This window comes from Methanobrevibacter arboriphilus, assembly GCF_019669925.1.
Lineage (GTDB): Archaea > Methanobacteriota > Methanobacteria > Methanobacteriales > Methanobacteriaceae > Methanobinarius > Methanobinarius arboriphilus_A.
The window spans coordinates 1,023,928-1,039,886 of the sequence record NZ_AP019779.1; the positions used below are offsets into that span (position 1 = coordinate 1,023,928).

Below are 15,959 nucleotides of genomic sequence, written 5' to 3' on the forward strand. Positions count from 1 at the left end.
AAATAATTAACTTAAAACATGTCTAAAAACACCCCAAATTGTCTTAAGCAAGATTGGTCCATCAGTAATTAACTGACGAAGCAAATAACTTGGTCTTAAATAAAATTTACAAAAAGCTATAGTCTGATATTTTCTCAAATCATCTAAAGAACATTCTATTGTGTCAATTATAGGAGAAATGAGTGTGTATTTTGACCAATCTTTAACCTTTATCATGTTTTTTTCAAAAACTTGTTGATAAAATTTAGTTCCAGGGTAAGGTGTTGCTAGAGAAAAAATAGCATAAGATGGTTTTAAGTCCTTCACAAAATCAACAGTCTTTTTTATACTTTCATGAGTATCTCCAGGCATTCCAAGTACAACAGAAGCAATAGTTCTGATTTTTTCTTCTCTACAAACTTTAAATGCCTCTTGAATTTTTTCAATGGTAGTTTTTTTATTTACATCATCTAAAATTTGTTGTTCAGCTGATTCGACACCCATAAAAAGAGTAATACATCCTGCTTCCCTCATTTTTTTCAATACATCTGCATTTAAAGTATCAACTCTTGCAGTACATCCCCATAAAACTTTAATATTTCTTTTTATTATTTCATCACAGATTTCAATAACTCTTTTTTTATTTATTGTAAAAGTATCATCCATAAAAGCAATAGTTTCTATATTGAAATTTTCAATCAGATCTTCCATTTCATCAACAATGTCTTTAACAGACCTTAAACGAAGTTTAGACCCATGTAAAGAAGCAGAAGAACAAAAAGAGCATTGCATAGGACAACCCCTACTAGTAATCATAGTAGACATCTTTGTGTCCATATTAAGAAGTTTATAATCATCCATAGGGAGTAAATGCCTAGCAGGGAAAGGTAATGAATCTAAATCCATGATCAATTCTCTTTCAGGAGTCACAATATCATTAAAAGCTATTCCTTTGACTTTACTAAGATCACCATGATTTTCAATAGTTTGAACCAAGTCTAAAATAGTGTATTCACCTTCTCCACGAATAACAATATCAATAAACTCATAATTTAATAATTCTTCAAAATTAAAGGTAGGATGATATCCTCCCATTACAATTATACTATCTGGGAAAAGATTCTTGGATTTTTTAGCAGTTTTTAAAGCTTTTTCAATAGTTGGTGTTAATGCTGTAATAGCAATAATATCAGGATTAGAATTTTTCAAGCTCTCTTCAAATTCGTCCCAAGTCATGTCAGATGCAGAAGCATCAATTATATTAACTGAAAAATGATTTTCTTCTAAAACAGCAGCCATATAAGCAAGCCCTAATGGTGGTGCAATAACTCCCATAAACTTGTATTTAGAAGCTGTTTGTGGTGGATTAACAAATGTAATTTTCATTATTATAAACCTTCTTAATTTCTGAATTTATTTCACATTCACAATTTATTTTCTCATTATCAACTTATTAAATAGAATTTTTAAAAATTATTGACCCAAAAGCCTTATTAACCAATTCTTCTTGATTAATATCTTCTTTAGCATTTCTAACTCTTTCAACATCTGCTTTTGTTTCAGGATATCTAGGTACAGCACTACAACCCCCATCATATTCTTTTGAAATATCATAAGTCCCAATTTTTTTAGCTATTTTTTCGATTTCAACCTTATCCAAACCAATCAAAGGGCTTAAAATAGGAACTTCGACATCATCACGAGTAGCAAGAATATTTGGAAGAGTTTGGGAAGCTACTTGACCTACACTACTACCATCAACAACACCAAGTGCATTCATATCCTCAGCTAACATTCCAGCTATTTTATACATTCCAGACTTACAAAGAATACAAGCCATCTTTTCTGGAGCATCTTCCTTACATTTTTTAAGATAATCTCCATATTTAACAACTCTAGATCTGAAAGAAACACCACTTGAATAAGACTTTAGTTGTTCAACAATAGATTCAAATTTTTCTTCAGATTTTGGTTTTGTATAAGGATCATTATCAAAATGAAGAGCTATTATCTCACAACCTCTTTTCATCATAAGATAAGTTGCTACAGGAGAATCAATACCACTAGATACAAGTGAAATTAATTTCCCTTGAGTTCCAAGAGGCAAACCTCCCGGACCTTTAATTTTTTCATGAAATATATAAGTTTCATTATCACGAACTTCAATAAAAATTTCAAATCTAGGGTTAGTTAAATCAACAGGACATCCAAGCTTTTTAACAACAACAGATCCAGCAAAAGCAGCTAATTCCTGAGAAGAAAAATCATGTTTTCCTACTCTTCTACATCTAATTGCAAAAGGAGTATCTGAACATATCAATCCTTCATCGATTAATTTATCAAGATATTTAGACATTGTTTTTTCGATATCATCAAAATTACTATAAGTAGATATTGCTGGAGAAAAAGATACAATACCAAATATTTTATGGAGTTTAGATAATGCCTCATCAAAATTTTCAGGAAATATAAATATACGTGCCTGATTTATATCTATTTCACAATTAAAAGCAGCTTTAATATTAGAAGAAAGTTTTCTTTCAAATCGACCCCTAACTTTAGGACTTTTAAGTCCTAATTCACCATACCTTGCGATTATTAAACTATGTTCCATTAAATACCTCTTTAAAATACCTATTTATTATTAAAAATTAATGAATTTATATATTTAGAATTTAAGTATATTTAAAATTATCAATATATTTATCATGTGAATTTTAATCAATATTAATTAAATTTTAAATTCTCTATTTTCAATCATTTTTTTCAGTTTATTAGTTAATGATTTTGCTCTTCTTATATCCGATTGTCTACATGCAATTGGAATATCATGATCATTTTCATCAATACGAATAGATACCAAACCAGTATTCATTTCAAATGCACCACTAATACAAGAATAAGAACACATCCCACAACCAAAACACTTTTCAGTATCTAACTTTTTATTTCCTTTCTCATTACTATAAGCAAATGTAGGACAACGTTCTTCAACTAAACAATCATTACAATTAACACATTTATTTTCATTAAATTGTGGTCTCTCATCATAACCATCCCATACATTAGAATAATTTGTTTCAGAAAGAGGCAAATGTCTACCTTGAATATCAGCAATAGGTAGATTGATATCTTTATTTATAACCATTAAATTATTCAATATATTTTCATTAAGAACTGGAATAGCTAATGCTACTGAATCAAATATTTCAGGACCTTCAGCAGTTTTAAAACCTCCAAAGTAATCAGTACTCATCTGACGCATATCTGCAGATAACATCAAATTAGGCTTATTAATACTGCTTCTTGTTCCATTTCCAATAACAAGTCCTTCAGATCCATTAAGTAAAACTTTTGATCCTTTTTTTATAACATTCATATTAGGATCATTTTGAAGAGGATTAATATCACCACATCCAGAAAAAGAAAAAGATTTGAAATTTCCTTCCATAGGAATTGCATTAAAAATTGATGAAACTTGATTATTTGAAGGATTAATAAAGGCAGTATAATTTTTAAACGCCATTCTTGTTCCAATCATTTCAGCTCGAGGAATATTATCAATAGTGATATGAGAAGAGAATTTTTTACCATCATTAGATTCTACTTCAACATCAATTTCATTACCTTCTATAATATCCTTAAATAAAAAACCTCCACCATAATCTGGATTAAGCTTACTATGGCTAGTTCCATAAACAATTGTATCAATAGATCCTAACCATTCATTAGGACAAGGCCCTGTAAAACCTGGAACACCATTTAAATAAATATTTTTAGCTCTTTTAAAAATTCCAGGTTCAAAAATATCTAAATGAAATATGGCTGCAGTTCCAGACATAATTCCACATGTACCAGTTGTTACAACATCAACATCCTCAAATTTAGGAGCATTTTCATTTCTAATTAAATCTTTCAGTTCTTGAGCTGTAAAAACATTAGCTGTTCTATTTTCAATTTTATCATTAATCTCATCAAGAGTTCTTGATTTCAAAATATCATCTCTAGAATAACATATTTGATCAAATATACTTTAAACATTCTTTAAATAACCTTTAAATAACCTTTAAATTTTCTTTTAAATGTTTTTTTAAATGTTTTCTTTTAATATTCCTTAACTAACTTCTAAATATTATTTAAATGTTTTTTAAATATTTTTTATAATTTCAATAGCAAAATCAACAGCTTCTGTGATTTTATCAGTTTTTGGACCAGCACCTTGAGCAAGTGTAGGTCTTCCACCACCACCACCACCAAGAATAACTGCAGATTCTTTAATTATCTCATTGATATTTATATTTTTATCAATTGCTATTTTAGATGCTGCTCCAACAATTTTACCATTATTATTTCCAATGATAACAACATCTGCTTTATTATTATCAGTAAAGTCAGTGGAAATTTTTTGAAGTTCCTTAATATCCCCATCAATTACTTGCTTCAAAATTCTTAAACCATTAAATTCTTCTAAATTATCTTCTAAACTATTAATTTTAAGGTTAGCAATTTCTGATTTTAATTTGTTCAATTCATTTTTATAAGACTTCCACTCAGTAAAGAACCTTTCACAAGTTTTAGGAAGCTGTTTAGAAGTAACTTTAAAAACATCACTACTGTTTCTTAAAAATTCATCATTAGATTGCATAGATTCAACTGCAGCCATTCCTGCTGAAAAATCGATTCTTTCAACTCCATCTTGAACTCTTTCTGTTTTATTAATTTTTATTAAGCCAATTTCACCAGTTTGAGGAACATGAGTCCCTGCACAAGCCTGAACATCAACATTAGGAATATTAATAACTCTTATTAGAGAACCTGGTACTACTCCCCCTTGATAAAGAGTAAAACCATATTTTTTTTCAGCTTCATCTCTATTCATCCAATTAATATCTAAGATTATATTATCCATAACTAAATCATTAGCTATTTTTTCAATTTCATTGATTTCATCTTGAGTGATACGTTTATAATGAGATAAATCAAGTCTGGATCTTTTCAAACCTTTTTGAGCACCAGCTTGCCATATATGATTGCCTAAAACTTTTTTAGCAGCAGCTATTATCAAATGAGTAGCTGTATGGTTCCTTGCAAGAGATATTCTCCTTTCCCAATCAATTTTGCCATTTATCTTTTCCCCAATAATATCTAAATCATTTTTAAAGTAATCTATGTCTTCATCTACAAGAACATTATGTAAAACCACATCTCCAATTTTTTCAGCATGTATTACTTCAATTTTTTTTCCTTTAATTGTTAAATAGCCAATATCAGAAGGTTGACCTCCTCCTTCAGGATAAAATGCAGTTTGATCCAATATAATAGAAAATTGATTTTTTTTATCAATATTTGAACTATTATCTTCTTTGTTATCTTCTTGGTTATCTTCTTGGTTATTTTCTTTCTTGTCTTCATTATTATAATTCTTATTATAATTTTTTTCGACGATATCCAATATTTCAGCTTCAAAATTAGAAATATGAAAATCATCATAGAACAATAGGTCTGTTGGAGGATAATCAAGTTTTAATTCTGAACCACTAATAATTCCTTCCTCACTGTGTTGATTAGCTACTAAAGTAAAGAAGTTATCAGGAATATTTACTTTAAATTCATTTTCATCATAAATACTCTCTGCTATTTCTTTAACAGTTTCAGGAGGCATTCCATGAGCATCATAAAGATCAATTAAAGTTTCAACAGGCATTAAATCCTTATTTTGCTTCTTTAAATTTTTAATTGTTCTTTTGACTATCCTATTACCTTTATCAATAGTTTTAGCATATCTCTCTTCTTCAAGAGAAATAATATTCATAATATGATCATGACTATCCTTAATTTCAGGATAAAACTTTGATAAAAAGTCAAGCTGAATTTCCATAATATAAGAAAGAGATTCTTTCATTTCAAGCTCTTTCATAAATCTAATTGTTCGACGCAACACAAGTCTTGCAAGATAACCTTCTTTAACATTAGAAGGAATAATTCCATCAGCCAACATAAAAGCAAGGCATCTAGTATGATCAGCTATGACATAAATGGCTTCCATAGGTTCAGTAGATTTAAGAAGCTCATCAATAGATATATTAAGCTTATTAGCTACTTTTTCACGAAGTGAACGGATATCAGCAAAAGTTTCTATATCCATCATACCAGCTATTTGAGCATTTTCAGCTAAAATATTCTCGTCAACATCAATATTAGTAATACTTTTAAGTTTATCTATAACAGGAGTAAAACAAGCATCATAAGCAGTAGGAGTTCCTTGGCTAATCCATGCAAAACGTTCTAATCCATAACCAGTATCAACTGTTTTAATAGGAATTTCTTCTTTATCCCCATTTGGAAGAATTTTATATTGCATGAAAACAAGAGTAGCTAACTCTACACCACGAACACACACCTCATAACAAGGTCCAGCATTTCCACCGCCTTCCCACCAAGATTCAATGAATGTAATTTCAGCTGGATCGATTCCAATACTTGCTATAAAATCATGACAAAGTTTAACAGTATTATCTTTCCAATAAATTTTATTATCCAAACTATTAAACGCATGATGAGCTCCCATTGTAAAACAAGTCATATGCCTACCAGTTCTTCCAACATTATCAACATCATTTAAACGAATAGATGGTTGAGCAATTACAAGCGGATTGGCTGGAGGTTCAACTAAACCTGAAGTTACCCATGGTTGGAAGTCATAAATAGAAGCTCCAACTAAGAATACATCATCCCTCCATCTTTTAGCTAAAACTGGATAGCGGGAAACTTGAGTGTGTCCATTTTTTTCAAAAAATTCTCTAAAAGATTTTTGAATTTCAAAAAGATCATAACCCTTTTCAGTTGCAGGGTTTCCAATAAACTCATACTCATCACAAGGAGCATCTCCACAAGTAGAACGTTCTGGAATAGACCAAAACTCATTTCCACATGTTTCACACTTTTGTTTAGTAAATCCTAATTCTTTAAATATTTCAGTCATAAATATCAGTTAAAAAAATTTTTAATAAAATAATAAATAAATTATACAATAAAATAATAAATAATTTAGCTAATTCTATAATAATAAAATATTATGTTCAATTGAGTTAATAAAATTTATCTAAAATATAATAGAATTAACTAAATAATAATTTTAAATAAAATCAAAAAAATTAAGTTTTTAAAGAAAAATTAAAAAATTAAAATTTCCTTTTAATATTAAATCCAAACAATCCAAGTAATACTATTAAAGTAACCAATGGAAAGTAAGGAATTCCAGTAGTTTTCATTTCAGCAAAACTTGTAGTTTTCACTTGATTTAAACTATCACTAACACTTTTAGAATGATTTTTAGAATCATTTTTAGAATCACTAAAAGAAGTAATACCCATTTTAGAAGTAGCAGCTAAATAAGAGGCATATTTTGTATTTTGCATTAAAAATGGATAGTTATCAAAAAGGTCAGCTAATTCAGCTAGCCTAGTATCTCTTTCTGAAGTTAAATTCATGTATTTTTCTAATTCTATAAATAAATTATCTTCAAGAAGAGATATAAAATAATCTACATCAGTGAAATTCTCAGAAGGATATTCTGATTTAATAGATTCTAATAATTTCTTCAATTCAATTAAAGTTACATTAACATTATTAATATTAACATCATTTAAACTCAATAACAATTTATTGAATTCCGTTTTATTAGTAATATTATTTATAGCGTCATAAAGAGTGGATATAGATAATAATGTATTGTTGTTTCTTGATAATTCCATTTCTTGAATCAATATATCAAGATTATCTATTTCTTCCATTAAAGCATCGCGTTTTGTAAATAGTTCTGTTAGCTCTTCATCAGTTAAGTTAAATTGATCTAAATCTATAAAATATGTAACTCCATTCCATTCCCACTCATAATAATTGGAATAATCATCCCAATCCTCAAAATCATCCAAATAATCAGAATCATCCCAATCCTCAAAATCATCCAAATAATCAGAATCATCCCAATCCTCAAAATCATCCAAATAATCAGAATCATCCCAATCCTCAAAATCATCCAAATAATCAGAATCATCCCAATCCTCAAAATCATCCAAATAATCAGAATCATCCCAATCCTCAAAATCATCCAAATAATCAGAATCATCCCAATCCTCAAAATCATCCAAATAATCAGAATCATCCCAATCCTCAAAATCATCCAAATAATCAGAATCATCCCAATCCTCAAAATCATCTAAATTATCTGAATCATCTAAATCATGTTCAATATCTTCTTCAAAATATAAAAATTTAGTTAAAGTTAAATCTTTAATACTATCATTACTATCTGTTGAATTATTAGCACATACCCCACTCATTAAGCCAAAGGTTAATATAAATAGAAGAATAGATGCTCCAACTATTTTCATTAATTTATTTTTAAACACTTAAAATCCCTCATTTTTAAATGAAAGTGTAATTTTTTTGATTTGAAAAAATCCGCATTATTTACACTTTCTTTTATTTATAATATAATAAATAGTTCAAAATTAATAAATAGAACCATAAAATAATAAAAGAAGTAAATAGCTAATTAATACAAAGTTCACACTAAGTAATAATATTTAGCTATTAACACACTGTTTTAAAAAGAGTTTAAGTGTTCTTTGCAATTATCATGATTTTTCATGAAAATTTTTATGAAGAATAGAATAGTTAAAGTTGGTCTTTCGTCCGACTGAAAATCAAAAATAACTGAATTATCATTATTATCAATCTTAATGAAATTAATATTGGATAATTCTTTTATAATATTATTAAAACTATTAAAACCATTTCCATTGAAATGTGAGCTTGAAATTAAAAATACATCATTATAACTTACATTATTTATGATAGCATTAAAATAATCATAATAATTAAAATTAGGATCATAATTTTGAAAAATAAAATAAGAATTATTAAAATCAATATTACTCAAATTAGTAGAACCCTTTAATTCGTCTGTTTTATCTATATTATCTATATTTTCTGACTTATTCAACAGATCATGATTGTTTTTATTTTTATAATTGTTATTGAGATGATTATCTGCGTAATAATCAGATTCATCATTTAAATAACCAGCAAGTGTAGCATTTGAAGCTGAACTTTTAGCTTTATTATGATTTAACTGATTAATGTTAGAACTATCTGCTAAATTTATTACATCACTTGTATCATTAGAACTTTCAGAATTGTTAGTTTCATTCGAATTTTGGATAGAATCATTAGAAAAATTTAAATTATTCTTCAAAGAAATATTGCTTTGATTTAAATCATTAGAAAAAGAAATATTATCGCTATTTGTAATAATATCATTACTAAATCCATATACATTGTCTATAGAAAAAGAAAACATTAAAAATAATAAGAAGAAACTTAGTAAAGTAAAAAATAATACTCCTTTTTTATCATTTCTTTGTTTTTTAGTGTTCATATAATCATATATTTTTTATAGATAATTAATTGACATTTTATACGAATATTATATTTCAAATTATTATATTACTAATTATAAAATTAATATTATATAAATCTATTTAAAACATAAAAAATGAACATTGCTAAATTAAAATAATAGAGTAAAATAAGCTATAAAAAAAATAAAATAAAAAATAAAGTAAAAAAGAAAAAATAAGGATAAATGCTTATCTTATTATCCGAATAAAGCACCTAATCCAGCGGCTGCTTCTTCTTCAGCAGCTTCTTCTTCCTCTTCTTCTTCCTCTTCTTCAGCTTCTTCTTCAGCTGCAGGAGCTGCTTCGGTAGCTGCTGCAGGAGCTGCTGCCATAGCAGTAGTTGCAATAGCTTCTTCAATATCCACATCTTCTAAAGCTGCAATTAATGCTTTGACTCTAGCATCGTCTGCTTCAATTCCTGCTGCTTCAATAATACTTTTAACATTTTCTTCATTAATATCTTTATCTGCGCTGTGCAAAATCATTGCTGCGTATATATATTCCATGTTTTCACCTTATATTTAATTATATTTAAATTTTAATTTAAATTTTTTATTTAAATTTTTAGTAGATTAAATCTAACAAATTGGTTGAATTAATTAAAAACTATAAAATTTTGATTTGAAAATTATCATCTATTAACCAAAGAGAGCTCCAAGGCCAGCAGCTGCTTCTTCTTCTTCAGCTTCTTCCTCTTTCTCTTCTTCTTCATCCTCATCTTCATCATCTGCTTGGTTAGTTTCTTCAACTACAGCTGCAGCAACAGAAACATTAGATAACTTTTCAATGAGTTCCTCATCAAGCGCACCTTCTTCATCAGCTATTGCACTAGCTAAAGACAACATTTTAGCATTTGCAAGAGCAATTAAAGGTTCGGTTGTTTCAGATGTAAGTATTGATGCATTCATAGCTAAGTTAACTGACTTGCTATTTGCATTTTGGATAATAGCAACAATAGTTTCTTTAGTAGGTATTCCAGCATTAACAGAAAGGTTAAATGCTTGTGAGAACGCACTTTGAACATCGGCCAAAGTTTTCTCTTCATCAATAGTTAACAAATCAGAAGTATAAACAGACTCTTCTTCATAAGCTGCTTGTAAATCGATTCCTACTTCCATAGGTTGAATATCAAGTCTTGTTAACATACTAGCAACTTGTTTAGAAACAACTTCACCAGCTTCAACAACAACATGATCTTTAGAAACTATAATTTTACCTTTATCAATCTTAGCAGGTATTCCCACTTGTTGCAATTCACCGAGTAATGGGCCTGGTTCAAATCCAGTATCCCCTTCAGGTACAACAATATCAGAATCAGGAATATTTCCTTCCTTAGCAGGAGCAGAAGTTTTACTATCTTCTAATATTTTGAACAGCTTGAAAGGGTTCATATCAGTGAATACAATTGCAGGTTGACCATCCATGTAATTAGAAAGACCAATAATATTTTCTTTTTTGTCATTACAGTCTTTAAAGGCTAAATCAATTAAATTCTTTTTAGACATTCTGATAATAGCTTTGCCTTTTAAAGATTGTCTCATCTTTTGAAGCTGTCTTGCAGGTATATTAAGCAAATTAACTATACCTATTACTTCATAAGAATCAATCAAACCCTTAAGTTCTTTAACCTCTTCTTTTTTCCATTCAGCAACGTGAGCCATCTTAAATCACCCTCACTACTGAACCCATTGTTGTTTTAACAAACATGGATTTAACTTGGTTTCTTCCTTTCTCTAAATTGCGGTCTAAGACTGTGAGAATTGCCTCGATATTTTCAGCTATTTGCTCGTCACTCATATCTTGAGTTCCGACTAAAGTTTGAATACTTGGTTGGTCTTTAACACCTATTTTAACAGTACTTTGTAACCTTTGAATTAAAGGTTCTGCTTTAGCATTAGCAGGAACTGGTTTAGGCATTTTTTTCCTCGGACCTAAAACTGGTCCTAAGAATCTACCAACAAGTGGCATCATATCAGCTTGAGCTACGAAAAAGTCATGTGCATTAGCTACTTTTTTAGCTTGTTTTCTGTCTTTTCCATACTCTTCTAAATCTGCTTTAGTCACAACAAGATCGATACCAGCATTTTTAGCTTGAACTGCTAATTCCCCATCTGCGATAAAGCCTATTTTAACATCTTTACCACGTCCATTAGGGAGAGCAACTTCTTCATCAAACCGATTTTCTGGTTTTTTGACATCCAAATCTTTGATGTTAATAATAACATCAATAGATTGTGTGAAGTTTCTCGGCTTAGACTCATCTTTTGCCTTCTTCACCGCTTCCATAATCTCTTGTGTCATATAAATCCTCCATGAACTTAAGTCCATTATTGGATATTTTTTGGCTTCATGATCAACTGAAAATCAATAAAATTCTAGTAATTAACCTAAATATAATTAAATACATCATATATTGATTTAATCAATTGTATGAACTTAATGTATCAATCACTAAAAATATTAAAAATTAAAATTATATAGTAATATCATCTACATTTAATAATTTTAAAAATATAATTTAAAAGCTAATTTAAAACCTAATTTAAAAGCTTAATAAATTAAAAAACTAATTGATTATTCTGCAAGAATACTATCATATTCCCCAGCATCAACAGCTTTTTGTGCTTCTCTTGGGTCTTTACCATCTACAGTAATTCCCATACTTACACAAGTCCCCATTACTTCTTTAGCACCATGTTTATAATCATTAGCTAAAATTGTATCGAACTTCATTCTAGCTATTTTTAAAGCTTGTTCAACTGATAAATCAGCAACTTTGTCTAAACCTGGGTCTTGAGAAGCTTTTTCAAGTTTTAACTCATCCATAATAAGGGCTGTAGTTGGCGGAGTACCAATTTCTATTTCAAAATCTTTAGTATCACTATCAATGATTACTTTAACTGGTACTTTCATCCCTTCAAAATCAGCACTTTTTTTGTTAATTTCCTCAACAACTTGCATCATATTAATTCCGAAAGGACCTATAGCTGGACCAAGAGGTGGTCCTGGAGTTGCACTTCCCCCTTCTATAAGAATTTCAACAGTATCTTTAGCCATTAGTCAGCCTCCTTTTGTATAATTCTAATTTGATCTCCTTTAACAGTTACAGGAATTGGAACCGCAGCTTCGATTAGCTCAAGAACAACTTCTTCACGAGATTCATCAATACGAACCACTTTAGCCCTTTCTCCTTTGAAAGGACCAGATATAAGCTCTACAATACTTCCTTTTTGAATAGAAGATATAATAGGCTCAGGATTTAGGAATTTTTTAACTTCTTCAAAAGATACCATATTAGCATTAGCTGCACTTCTTGAGCTGCTTTCAACAATACCTCTTAAATGAGGTATTTTAAATGCAGGATTTTGCATATCAATCTTAGTCGAAGATTCTACTAATATATAACCTTTCAAAGATTCAGGTACGAGAATAGCTCCTAAACCAATACCACTGTCTTTTGATTTTCTAGCTAACATCCTAGCCACATTTCTCTCTTGACCTGTTGCTGTCTTAAGAGCATATATGGAATTTTTATGATCTTCCATTTTAAAATACACCTATACAAATTAAAATTTCGTCTATTTATCTATTAAGATTAAAGATAAAATTAATATAAATAATACAATATTAATATTATCTAATTAAAGTTAAAAAACATTTAATCAATTATATAATGATTTATAATAACATATAAACAAATTTTTTAAAATTCTATAATAATATTAAAATTAGATTATATTATTCATATTAATTCTATATTTATATTATTCAAGTATTTAAAGTTTTCAAAATTAAAACAAATATTTGAAAATTATTATTAAAATTATGTATTAAGATTAATTCACTTGATTAAAATTAATTGATAAATTAATAAAGTTAATAATACTAATAATATTAATAATATTAATAACGTTAATAATGTTAATAATGTTAATAATGTTAATATAAAATCAGTATTAATAATATAACTAATTATAATATCAATAATTTAATATTATAAATAATTAATTAAATTGCATTAAATTATCAATTAAGAATAAGAATTATTAAATAAGAATCATTAAATAAAGATTATTAAATAAAAATTACAGATAAACATTGAATAATTACCAGTCCATATAATCTTATATTCCTATTAATTGGAAAATTAAGACTATTATAAAACCAATAACTCCAATAATAAGTATACCTATAGCTGTTACTTTTGAGAAATTGATATATTCCTCTTTAGTTGGTTTTTTAGATACCTTCAATACTCTTTTACATTCTTTGAAAAAACGATTCACTGATCCTTGAAAACTCATTGAAATCCCCTATTCTTTAAATAAGGTTATGACTTAATACTAATAAATATAAAAACCTTATAATAAACTTAAATAAGCTTAATATTTTTAAAATTGTTATGTTAATGATCAATTTACTGATAATTTAATTGATAATATAACTATTCATTCTTAATATCTTATTCATATTATTTTATCCAATTGATAATTAAAAATAATTTATAATAAATAATTTATAATTATACTTTAATCATAGAATAAACATGATTATGAGTAGTATTAGATAAAATATTATTAATTAACTATTTAAATAATAGTATATATGATAAAAGCTATGATACGATAAATATTATGATAACTAATATTATAACTAATATTATAATTAATATTACAATTAATATCAGTTATTGTATTAATCAATACTTAATTGTTAAGTATTTATAATAATATTATAATTATAATTCTATATTTATAAACTTTTGGTATGAATGTATAAAAATTTTGATATTAAGTTTGTGTTACAATATTAGATTAATTACAATATTAAATTATAATCTAAAATATAATATAAAATAAAAATAATAGAATAGCCTAAAAAATTAAATGCACTAATAAAAATATAAATAGATTCTGATGAAGTAAAAATATTCATCATAAATCATCAGAATTCATCAAAATTCATAAAGATAATTCATCAAAGAAAATAAACGATGGGATTAGCTATATAATTGAAAAAACTATCTAAAAATTTTAATTTAATATAAATAAAGATTAAATAATTTGATAAATAAAGATTGAATAGTTTGAGATAAATAAATATTAAGTCTCAAAATGAAAATTGATATTTAGAAAGTTCCATCAATAAAATCATCTAAAGGATCAGATTCAACTTCAGAAGACATATTCTCCATATCAGCTACATCAATTTTTTCGATAGCTCTTTCACTATATTCATCTTGAGTTTTGACTCCAGAAACAACAATTGTTGTTCTAACCATATTTTGTAGGTCTTCATCAATCTGAACACCCCAAATAACATTTGCTTCTGGATCTAATTTATCAGCAACAATTTGAACAATCTTCTCAGATTCATGTAAAGTTAAGTCTGAACTACCAGATATATTAATTAATGCACCTTTAGCATCTGAAATATCTAAATCAAGTAAAGGACTATTTAAAGCTTCATGGACAGATTCTAATGCTCTATCTCCAGATTCAGATTCACCCATGCCAATCATAGCCATACCAGAACCTTGCATAATACTTCTAATATCAGCAAAATCAAGGTTAACCAAACTTTTCTTAGTAATTAACTCAGTAATACCTTTTACAGCTCGACCTAAAATTTCATCAGAAACCATAAATGCTTTGTTTAGAGGAAGATTAGGAGCTACTTCTAATAATTTATCATTAGGAATTATTATAACAGTATCTGCATTATTTTTAAGTTTTTCTAAACCTTTTTCAGCATTTTCTCTTCTTTTAATACCTTCTGCTGAAAATGGCATAGTAGCTACAGCAACAGTTAAAGCACCTGCTTTTTTAGCTAATTTTGAGATAACTGGAGCAGAACCAGTACCAGTTCCTCCACCAAGACCACATGTAACAAAAACCATGTCAGATCCTTCGAGTTCATCTCTTATTTCATCTTCGCTTTCTTCAGCACATTCTTCTCCAACATCAGGATCTCCACCAGCACCTAAACCATGACAAGTTTTCTTACCTAAAAGGAGTTTTTTGGTAGATTGACTATAAAATAGATCTTGAGCATCAGTATTAACAGTTACTGTCTCTGCTCCATCAATACCGATTTCATTTAATCTAGATACAGTATTATTACCAGCACCACCTGCACCAATTACGAAAATTCTAGCACGACTTTTATCAATCATGTCAAGTAATTCATCGTCTAGGTCTGCTGAAATTCTTGTTGGAATCTGTTTTTCCATTCTCTTTTCAGAATCTTTGATTGCATCATTTAAAAATTTCACTTACTAACCCCACATTAACAAAAATTAAAACATATAATTTATAAATTATAATTTTAATTTATTTTATGTTAATTGATTTGTAATAAGTTATATTTAAATGCAACGGTAAAAATCTCAGAAATCTGAAAATTAGATAGTAATTTAACATAAAAATCTAAAATTCAAATATTTATAAGACTATAATTAGATAAAAATTTTAATTGTAATTTAATCATAAAATCAAATGAGAAATCAAAATGAAA

The 15,959-nt window shown here is 27.7% G+C and carries 12 protein-coding genes and 1 pseudogene; all 13 read right to left on the minus strand.

Going from position 1 to position 15,959, the window contains the following annotated elements:
* Positions 1–6 precede the first annotated feature (6 nt).
* Positions 7–1,365 (minus strand): B12-binding domain-containing radical SAM protein, encoded by a 1,359-nt coding sequence (locus MarbSA_RS04530; protein WP_221061953.1) that lies wholly within the window; start codon positions 1,363–1,365, stop codon positions 7–9.
* A 67-nt stretch (positions 1,366–1,432) separates the two neighbouring features.
* Positions 1,433–2,593: a tRNA uracil 4-sulfurtransferase ThiI gene (gene thiI / locus MarbSA_RS04535; protein WP_054835068.1), complete on the minus strand. Its 1,161-nt coding sequence runs from the start codon at positions 2,591–2,593 to the stop codon at positions 1,433–1,435.
* A 117-nt stretch (positions 2,594–2,710) separates the two neighbouring features.
* Positions 2,711–3,973 carry a methanogenesis marker 16 metalloprotein gene (locus MarbSA_RS04540; protein WP_221061954.1) on the minus strand — a complete coding sequence of 421 codons (1,263 nt, stop codon included), beginning with the start codon at positions 3,971–3,973 and terminating at the stop codon, positions 2,711–2,713.
* A gap of 153 nt (positions 3,974–4,126) precedes the next feature.
* Positions 4,127–6,961, minus strand: a complete 2,835-nt coding sequence (alaS, locus tag MarbSA_RS04545) for an alanine--tRNA ligase (protein WP_221061955.1) — start codon at positions 6,959–6,961, stop codon at positions 4,127–4,129.
* Positions 6,962–7,160: 199 nt separating this feature from the next.
* Positions 7,161–8,390: a hypothetical protein gene (locus MarbSA_RS04550; RefSeq protein WP_221061956.1), complete on the minus strand. Its 1,230-nt coding sequence runs from the start codon at positions 8,388–8,390 to the stop codon at positions 7,161–7,163.
* Between the two features lie 197 nt (positions 8,391–8,587).
* On the minus strand, positions 8,588–9,421 hold the full coding sequence (locus tag MarbSA_RS04555) for a hypothetical protein (protein WP_054835363.1): 834 nt from the start codon (positions 9,419–9,421) through the stop codon (positions 8,588–8,590).
* A 219-nt stretch (positions 9,422–9,640) separates the two neighbouring features.
* Entirely contained in the window at positions 9,641–9,949 is a 309-nt protein-coding gene (rpl12p, locus tag MarbSA_RS04560; RefSeq protein ID WP_042702119.1) for a 50S ribosomal protein P1, read from the minus strand.
* 132 nt (positions 9,950–10,081) lie between these two features.
* A complete protein-coding gene (locus tag MarbSA_RS04565; RefSeq protein WP_054835364.1) occupies positions 10,082–11,104 on the minus strand; it encodes a 50S ribosomal protein L10 in 1,023 nt (340 codons plus the stop codon).
* A 1-nt stretch (position 11,105) separates the two neighbouring features.
* On the minus strand, positions 11,106–11,744 hold the full coding sequence (locus MarbSA_RS04570; protein WP_221061957.1) for a 50S ribosomal protein L1: 639 nt from the start codon (positions 11,742–11,744) through the stop codon (positions 11,106–11,108).
* 273 nt (positions 11,745–12,017) lie between these two features.
* Positions 12,018–12,500 carry a 50S ribosomal protein L11 gene (locus MarbSA_RS04575; protein ID WP_042702127.1) on the minus strand — a complete coding sequence of 161 codons (483 nt, stop codon included), beginning with the start codon at positions 12,498–12,500 and terminating at the stop codon, positions 12,018–12,020.
* Positions 12,500–12,988, minus strand: coding sequence for a transcription elongation factor Spt5 (locus tag MarbSA_RS04580; protein WP_042702130.1), 489 nt, complete (start codon positions 12,986–12,988; stop codon positions 12,500–12,502). The genes MarbSA_RS04575 and MarbSA_RS04580 overlap by 1 nt, the downstream gene beginning before the upstream one ends.
* 579 nt (positions 12,989–13,567) lie before the next feature.
* Entirely contained in the window at positions 13,568–13,747 is a 180-nt protein-coding gene (locus tag MarbSA_RS04585) for a protein translocase SEC61 complex subunit gamma (RefSeq protein ID WP_042702132.1), read from the minus strand.
* Positions 13,748–14,690: 943 nt separating this feature from the next.
* Positions 14,691–15,717: pseudogene (gene ftsZ / locus MarbSA_RS04590) on the minus strand (cell division protein FtsZ); the annotation flags it as partial.
* Positions 15,718–15,959 lie beyond the last annotated feature (242 nt).

Coding starts and splice junctions, on each gene's coding strand:
- MarbSA_RS04585 (WP_042702132.1), bottom strand. CDS start 13,747: ATGAGTTTTCAAGGATCAGTGAATCGTTTTTTCAAAGAATGTAAAAGA.
- MarbSA_RS04575 (WP_042702127.1), bottom strand. CDS start 12,500: ATGGCTAAAGATACTGTTGAAATTCTTATAGAAGGGGGAAGTGCAACT.
- MarbSA_RS04580 (WP_042702130.1), bottom strand. CDS start 12,988: ATGGAAGATCATAAAAATTCCATATATGCTCTTAAGACAGCAACAGGT.
- alaS (WP_221061955.1), bottom strand. CDS start 6,961: ATGACTGAAATATTTAAAGAATTAGGATTTACTAAACAAAAGTGTGAA.
- thiI (WP_054835068.1), bottom strand. CDS start 2,593: ATGGAACATAGTTTAATAATCGCAAGGTATGGTGAATTAGGACTTAAA.
- MarbSA_RS04570 (WP_221061957.1), bottom strand. CDS start 11,744: ATGACACAAGAGATTATGGAAGCGGTGAAGAAGGCAAAAGATGAGTCT.
- MarbSA_RS04555 (WP_054835363.1), bottom strand. CDS start 9,421: ATGAACACTAAAAAACAAAGAAATGATAAAAAAGGAGTATTATTTTTT.
- MarbSA_RS04565 (WP_054835364.1), bottom strand. CDS start 11,104: ATGGCTCACGTTGCTGAATGGAAAAAAGAAGAGGTTAAAGAACTTAAG.
- MarbSA_RS04530 (WP_221061953.1), bottom strand. CDS start 1,365: ATGAAAATTACATTTGTTAATCCACCACAAACAGCTTCTAAATACAAG.
- rpl12p (WP_042702119.1), bottom strand. CDS start 9,949: ATGGAATATATATACGCAGCAATGATTTTGCACAGCGCAGATAAAGAT.